Annotated in this window: 5 protein-coding genes; 2 read left to right on the top strand and 3 right to left on the bottom strand. The window is 63.4% G+C overall.

What is annotated here, in order from left to right; translation table 11 throughout:
* The coding region (locus tag WB785_RS18010) for an aldehyde dehydrogenase (protein WP_424080661.1) at window positions 1–1,281 on the top strand (1,281 nt) is incomplete at its 5' end.
* 17 nt (window positions 1,282–1,298) lie between these two features.
* Here WB785_RS18010 and WB785_RS18005 read toward each other — a convergent pair.
* Together WB785_RS18005 and WB785_RS18000 are read right to left on the bottom strand one after the other, a co-directional pair.
* A complete protein-coding gene (locus tag WB785_RS18005) occupies window positions 1,299–3,941 on the bottom strand; it encodes an ATP-binding protein (protein WP_424080660.1) in 2,643 nt (880 codons plus the stop codon).
* Window positions 3,942–4,001: 60 nt separating this feature from the next.
* Complete coding sequence (locus WB785_RS18000; protein WP_424080659.1) at window positions 4,002–5,171, bottom strand: aromatic ring-hydroxylating oxygenase subunit alpha; 1,170 nt, start codon at window positions 5,169–5,171, stop codon at window positions 4,002–4,004.
* A 96-nt stretch (window positions 5,172–5,267) separates the two neighbouring features.
* Between WB785_RS18000 and WB785_RS17995 the strand changes: the two genes are divergently transcribed.
* On the top strand, window positions 5,268–5,888 hold the full coding sequence (locus WB785_RS17995) for a TetR/AcrR family transcriptional regulator (protein WP_424080658.1): 621 nt from the start codon (window positions 5,268–5,270) through the stop codon (window positions 5,886–5,888).
* Here the strand turns inward: WB785_RS17995 and WB785_RS17990 are convergent.
* Complete coding sequence (locus tag WB785_RS17990; protein WP_424080657.1) at window positions 5,885–7,720, bottom strand: acyl-CoA dehydrogenase; 1,836 nt, start codon at window positions 7,718–7,720, stop codon at window positions 5,885–5,887. The two genes, WB785_RS17995 and WB785_RS17990, sit on opposite strands and share 4 nt — an antisense overlap.
* Window positions 7,721–7,811 lie beyond the last annotated feature (91 nt).

Here is a 7,811-nt window from a genome sequence, read left to right as displayed (position 1 = left end):
CCGTGGCCCTCGACGCCGCCGAAGGAGCGCGCGGCGGTCATCGCCGGCGCGCTCAAGCTGATGGAGGAGCGCAAAGACCACTTCGTCAAGCTGCTCGGCGACGAGACCGGCCAGCCGCCGATGTCCGTCGAGACCATGCAGTGGATGAGCGGCATCGGGTGCCTGAACTTCTTCGCCGGCCCCGCCGTCGATCAGGTCAAGTGGCAGGAGGTCCGCAACGGCGGCTACGGGCAGACCATCGTCCATCGTGAACCACTCGGTGTGGTGGGCGCGATCGTGGCCTGGAACGTCCCGCTGTTCTTGGCGATCAACAAGCTGGGCCCGGCGCTGCTGGCCGGCTGCACTGTGGTGCTCAAGCCGGCCGCCGAAACACCCCTGAGCGCAAATGCTTTGGCGGAGGTGTTCGCCGAGGCTGGTCTGCCCGTAGGTGTGCTGTCGATCGTTCCCGGTGGCGTCGAGACCGGACAGGCATTGACGTCCAACCCCGACATCGACATCTTCTCGTTCACCGGCAGCTCGGCCGTCGGCAAGGAAATCGGCAAGCGGGCCGCCGAGATGCTCAAGCCGTGCACGCTGGAGCTGGGCGGAAAGTCGGCGGCCATCCTGCTCGAGGACGTCGACCTGGCCGCCTCGGTCCCGATGCTGGTGTTCTCCGGGCTCATGAACACCGGGCAGGCCTGTGTGGCGCAGACCCGCATCCTGGCTCCGCGCTCGCGGTACGACGAAATCGTCGAAGCGGTGGGCAATTTCGCGGCCTCGCTGCCGGTTGGGCCGCCGTCGGACGCGGGCGCGCAGATCGGTTCGCTGATCTCGGCGAAGCAGCGGGCCCGCGTCGAGGGATACATCGCCAAGGGCGTCGAGGAGGGCGCGCGACTGGTGACCGGCGGTGGCCGACCCGAAGGACTGGACAACGGTTTCTACCTCCAGCCGACCGTGTTCGCCGACGTCGACAACAAGATGACGATCGCGCAGGAGGAGATCTTTGGCCCGGTGCTGAGCATCATTCCCTACGACACCGAAGAGGACGCGATCAAGATCGCCAACGACTCGGCGTACGGGCTGGCCGGCAGCGTGTGGACCACCGATGTGCCGCGCGGCATCAAGATCTCCGAGCAGATCCGCACCGGCACCTACGCGATCAACTGGTACGCGTTCGACCCGTGCTGTCCGTTCGGTGGGTACAAGAACTCGGGGATCGGCCGCGAGAACGGGCCCGAGGGCGTCGAGCACTTCACCCAGCAGAAGAGTGTGCTGATGCCGATGGGCTACACCACCGACTAGCGGGCGAACTGACTGGTCTATTTCGAGACCGCTTCCAGCTCGGCTCGGGCCTGCTCGATTTGGTCATAGGCGTACGCAACGATGGCGGCCGTGGTCATCGCCTCGCCGATACGGGCGAACGATTCGTAGGGCTGATCGCCGAGCATCTCGCGGAGGTGCGTAATGGTGGCGGCCAACTCTGGGACCGACGCCAGGGATACGGGGTCGCATGCAAAGCCCGCTATTGTCGCGGCAGCCTCGAACCGCCCCAGGCGATCCAAGAATGTACCGAGCATTGCGAGCGGGCCGACCAAATTCCCAAAATTCCCCGAGTCGTGCCAACGCCGAATAACGAGCCCCAGATTATCGAGCGCCGTTACGGTAACAATTGTTTCGGATTCGAGTCGGGCCAGAGCCGTCGCAAGAATCGCTTCGATGTAGCGATTCCCACTTTCTTGCGCGAGCGCTAACCCCTGCCTGCAGAGCGCGAGGTCACGTTCGGAACCAGTTGAACCCAGGGAGTATGCGTAGGCGGCAATCGCGAACGTATGCATATACGGGTTATCGCTGGCAATAGCTGCTTCGATCAATCCGTCGGCGGCTGCTTTCGCCTCATCAAGGAAACCAGCGAAAACAAGGGCAAAGACGCGGCAAGTACGAATGGCAACGTGGTTGTCGCCTCGGCGCTCGAGCGAAGTGCGGCACAACTCCGCCCACCGCTCGGGTTGCCCGAGGCCCATATACGCTCCTCCAAGGCCGCCTTCCATGCCGTACGGCGGCGTATGCGGGCTGCTCGCCAAAACCGTCTGACCGCTGTCTGCGTACGCGAGCCCTTGATCGACGCGGCCCGTCATCCAGCAAAACGATGCGTACACATACAGAGTCGCCAGGTCCCGGTGCCCTATTGCGCTCGCGGGCTCGATCAGCTCTTCTGCCCACGAGATGGGCTCATAGTTCTCGACGCCGAAAAAGCCGAGGAGGGAGCCGCAGGTCGCGATTGACGCGGCAATATCGAGGTCACCGCCGTCGGCGACCCAGCGGAATGCCGTGCGCAGATTGGCGAGTTCGGTGGCGAACCAGTCGTACGCCTCGCGCTGGCGCGGGCTGTCCCACAGCACGAGAATGTCGGTTCCACGGTCAGCGAAATACTGTGCGTGGGCCGAACTCGCTTCGGCCGCTTCGCCACGTTCGACGAGTTTCTCCTCGGCGTACTGGCGGATGGTCTCCAGCGTCGAAAACCGGGTCTTGCCCGTCGACCGGTCTGCGACGAGCAAGGACTTGCGCACCAGCGTGTCAAGCAGATCGAGGATCGCGAACTCGTCGACATCATCGGACCCTGCTACGGCACAGGCGCCTTGAACGTCGAAGCCACCGGCGAACACCGAACACCGTTCCAGCAGCACCTTTTCCGGTTCTTCCAGGAGGTCATACGACCAGGACACCGCCTGGCGCAGCGTCTGGTGACGTTCGAGTCCACGCCGCGAGCGGACGAGCAGCTTGAATCGGTGATCGAGGCGGTCGCGCATCTCGGTCGCAGTCATCGACTCCATTCGCGAGGCGGCCAGCTCGATCGCCAGTGGGATGCCATCGAGTCGGCGGCAGATCTCCTCGACCGCCGCGGATTCTTCAGCAGACAAGTCCCGCGCCGCTCGCTCCCGGAATAGTGCCACGGCCGCAACGACTTCCAGCGAGGGAACCCGCCACAATCGCTCGTCGGCGAGGCCCACCCCCTCACGGCTTGTCGACAAGATCTTCACCGTGGCCGACCTCGCTAGGATGAGGTCGATCAGATCTGCCGCTGCGTCAACGACGTGCTCGCAGTTGTCGAACACCAGAAGCCGGAGCCTGCCCTCCAAAGCGGCAGCGATCGACTCACTCATCGTCATGCCCGGCTGCTGGGTAATGCCTAGGACCGCCGCCACGGCGTCGGGAACCGCTGCAGGATCAACGACCGAAGCCAGCTCGAAAACCCAAACACCATCGGGGAATTCGTCAGCCAGAACTGAAGCGACCTCAAGCGCCAATCGGGTTTTACCGACGCCGCCTACTCCGGCCAACGTGACCAGTCGATGCGATCGCATCGCCGATGCGACGTCGTCAACATCGTCGTCGCGACCGATGAGCCTACTGACCGCAGGCCGCAGATTCCCTTGACTGGTATCGATCGTCCGCAGCGGTGGAAAGTCCTTCTGCAGGCCCGGCGCGGTGAGTTGAAAAATCGCGATGGGGTTGGGTAGGTCGCGCAGTCGGCGCGGTCCGAGGTTCACCAGCTCGACACCGCTGAGCAGACCCGCGGTCGAGTCCGCCACGAGGATCTGGCCGCCATGGCCGGCGGCCATCACCCGCGCGGCTCGATTGAGCACCGTGCCGAAATAGTCGTTGTCGCGTAACTCGGCCTCGCCGGTCGCCAGCCCCATCCGTACGGGCAACTCCAGTTCGCGCTGCGCGTCGACGGCGGCGTCCACCGCCGATATCGGCGAGGTGAAGGCCGCGGCCATCCCGTCGCCGGTGTGGCTGAAGACGAAGCCCTCATGGGCCTCGATCGCACAGCGCAACACCTTGTCATGCTCGGCCAGCGCCACCCGCATTGCATCCGCGCCGGACTCCCACCGACGGGTCGAACCCTCAATATCGGTGAACAGAAAGGTCACCACCCCTGACGGCGGCACCCCCGCGAACACCGGTTCAGGATGTCACACGAAATCGCAGGTAAAGGCGACATCCGCTGAAAGGCGTTGCTGTCATGGTCGCAGCGCGAGGCGTTGATCGAGGTTGGCGTGGAAGTGCCCGATGGCACTTTCGTGCCGTCCGAACTCCACGAACGCATTCGCCCCGGAGCGCAAGCCACGCTGCACACCGGCCGACATTTCGTTGTCCTCCAATACACCCTGCTCGAGCAGGCTCGGCGGTCTGCCGCCGTCCCGCTGGGTGGCCGCGTTCAGAGCCGCGTCTGCAAACTCAGGCGTGACGAAGGTATAGGTAGTGAGCGTCGAGTGCTCGACATCGATCGGGTCGACGACCACCACACTCACCTGGTCCGGAAACGTCGCGATCATCACGTTCGGGAACAGCTGATAGAGGAATGTCATGCGCTGCTTCGTCGTCCACGTTGACTCTTCGCGGTCCCGGAGTCGTTCAATGTTGCGGTATGGGAACGTGATTCGGCTGTTGGGCCCAAACGTTTCCACCACGTTGAGATCGTCGTACTGTAGCGGGAAGAACGTCTCACGGTGCGTTGAGCGAATGTGGTAGCCCTCCAGGAACTGCTCGATGAGCACCTTCCAATTGATGTTCCGCACTGCGGACTCGTTGACGACGAGCCGCTGGGCGGGCAACAGCTTGTCGCGCCATGGACTGCCGTCCGTCAGTGCCGCCATCGCGTCGTCAGCAGTTGCCGCATCGGGGTCCAGCGCGCCGATGACGATAAGGCCATCGACCTCGCTGCTGGTGACTTCGACCAGGCCACGCGCCGAGACGTCCAAATCCGGGAAGGCGTCCGCGTGCGGAACATGGGCGAGCGAGCCATCAAGACGATAAGTCCAGCCGTGGTACGGGCATACCAGCGCGTGAGAGCATCCAGCGCCCTCAACAAGAGCCATCCCGCGATGACGGCAGGCGTTACGGAATACTCGTGCCCGCCGATCGCTGCCACGAACGGCGAATAACGGCGTACCGAAGCAGACGCGCTCGACACGGTCGCCTGGGTTCGGGATGGCCGCCGATGGAATGAACACGCTGGGAAGCGAGCGCAGCAACCGCTGTTCATCCGCGAATCGTGCTGGGTCTAGGTAGTTTTCCACCGGTTCGCGCCACGCCTCACCTTCATCGGTGGTCCCGGCGTCGATATGAGCGAGTATGCGGCGCACGATCTCCAAATCGCCGGCGACCAGCGGCGTTGTCAAGGGACTCATAGCGAACCTCCCGTTTGGGTTCGATGACTGCGCTTTGCACGAACGATAGGGCAAAACTGAAGTGACGTCAATTTATTTTTTGGTAAGCTGTCCCGCGTGATCACGACCGCTGAGCCGAGAACCCAAAAGGGGCGTGCTACACGGGAACGACTCCTCGCCTGTGCCCGCGACACCGCAATCGCCAACGATGGTCATATCGAAATCGCTTGGGTAGCAGAGGCAGCAGGTGTCGTACCGAGCCTGGTCAACCGCTACTTCGGGTCGCGTGCAGGACTCGTGAGCGCACTGCTGGACGATTTCTACCACCGGCTACACGCCGAGGTTCTCGACCTCGATCTCGACGACCTGGGGACATGGGTACAGCACGAGCGCATCCGCCTTGAGAAGGGTGTGCATTTCCACTACACCGATCCGGTTGCTGTCATCATCTACACCCGGCTATCTCGCGAGCCCGAGGTCGCGTTGACCGAGAACAGGCACGTCGACAGCGTCGTTAAGCACGCGGCCGCAAGCATCCGTCGCGGCCAGAAGCGTGGCGAACTAGCGTCATCCATCGATCCCGAACTGGCCGGCGCGGCGATGTTCGGCGCGATGCAGCGGGTTATGGTCACCGCGCTGGGCCGCACACCGCGGCCGCGGCCCGATCGCATCATCGAAGTCCTCTGGCGGCAAGTCGCCGCCGCCGTCGAGATCGACCCGTACGCCGCAACCGATTAGAACGCTTCCTCGCGCAGATCCATGACCGCCAGATCGACATTAGCTGCGATACCGCGATCAGCAGTCAGCCGCGGTAGCACGTTCTTGGCGAAAAAGTTTGCCGCAGCGACTTTTCCGTTGTAGAACGCCCGATCGGCGGCTGCGGGGTCGCCGTCGAGTGCTGCCAGCGAGATCTCCGCCTGCCGAAGCAACAGCCATCCGATCAGCAGGTCGCCGACGGCAAGCAGGAACGGCACCGACTCCAAGCCCACTCGGTAGAGTTCGCGCGCGCTCTGCTGAGAATCGACAAGATAGCCGGTCATGGTGGCGACCCAACCTTGCAGATCTTCGAGTGCGGTGGTCAGCCGCTGGCGGGCGTCGGCGAGTTCGGGTCGGGCGTCGTCGCTTTCGATGAACGCCTCAATCTGTGCGACAACGTGTTGCAGCGCTTTGCCGTGATCGCGAATGATCTTGCGGAAGAAGAAGTCCTGTGCCTGGATCGCGGTAGTGCCTTCGTAGAGGCTGTCGATCTTGGCGTCGCGGATGTATTGCTCGACTGGGTAGTCCTGCAAGAAGCCGGACCCTCCGAAGGTTTGCAGCGATTCGGTCAACGTTTGATAGGCCCGCTCCGAGCCCACGCCCTTGACGATCGGTAGCAGCAGATCGTTGACTCGTTCCGCCAACTCCGCGTCGGCGCTGGACACCACCGCAGCCGCCGCCGGGTCTTGGTGGGCGGCGGTGTAGAGGTACAGCGCACGGAGGCCTTCGGCGTAGCACTTCTGCATCATTAGCGCCCGGCGCACATCGGGATGGTGCAGGATGGTGACCCGCGGCGCGGTCTTGTCCGTCATCTGGGTGAGGTCGGCGCCCTGGACCCGAGTCTTGGCGTATTCCAACGCATTCAGATAACCGGTTGACAACGTCCCAATGGCCTTGGTGCCAACCATCATTCGCGCATACTCGATGATCTTGAACATTTGCGCGATCCCGTTGTGACTGTCGCCGACCAACCATCCTTTCGCCGGGACGCCGTGCTGGCCGAATGTCAGTTCACACGTGGCCGAAACCTTCAGGCCCATTTTGTGTTCCAGTCCGGTGACGAACGCCCCGTTGCGCTCCCCTGGCTCACCGGTTTTCGGGTCGAGCATGTATTTGGGTACCAGGAATAAGCTCAGTCCCTTGGTGCCCGGCGCGGCGCCCTCGGGCCGGGCCAGCACCATGTGCAGGATGTTTTCGAACAGGTCGTCGGTGTCGCCGTTGGTAATGAACCGTTTGACGCCGTCGATGTGCCAGGTCCCGTCACCCTGGTCGGTCGCCTTGGTGCGGCCGGCGCCGACGTCGGAACCTGCGTCGGGTTCGGTGAGCACCATGGTGGCACCCCAGTTGCGGTCGATTGCCATCGAGGCCCAATGCCGTTGCTGCTCATTGCCGATGCTGTAAAGGATGTTGGCCAGAATCGGGCCGGCCATGAACATGAACACCGGCGGGTTGGCGCCCAGGACAAACTCGTTGATCGCCCATTGCACCATCGACGGAGCCGGCACACCGCCGACGTCTTCGCTGAGTCCGACCCGGAACCACTCACCGTCGCGCCACGCTCCCAGCGACTTCTTGAACGGTTCCGGCAGGGTTACGACATGGGTATCGGGGTCGAACGTCGGCGGGTGGCGGTCGCCGTCGGCGAACGACTCGGCCACCGGGCCCTCGGCCAACCGGGCGGCCTCGGAAAGCATCTCCCGCACTGAATCGCCGTCCAGGTCGCCGAACCCTTCGTCGGCCAGCACCTCTTCCAAGCCGAGCATTTCGAACAGGTTGAACTCCAAGTCGCGCACATTGCTCTTGTAGTGGCCCATGGCTGACGCCTTCCCCGATCCCGCTGGGCCGAGCCTAACGCCGTCAGCGCCCCTGGAATCGGGCTTGGCGACGCTCGATGAACGATTGCAC

This window comes from Mycobacterium sp. (genome assembly GCF_049585075.1).
In the GTDB taxonomy this organism is placed as follows: domain Bacteria; phylum Actinomycetota; class Actinomycetes; order Mycobacteriales; family Mycobacteriaceae; genus Mycobacterium.
This window is presented reverse-complemented; position numbering and strand designations above follow the sequence as displayed.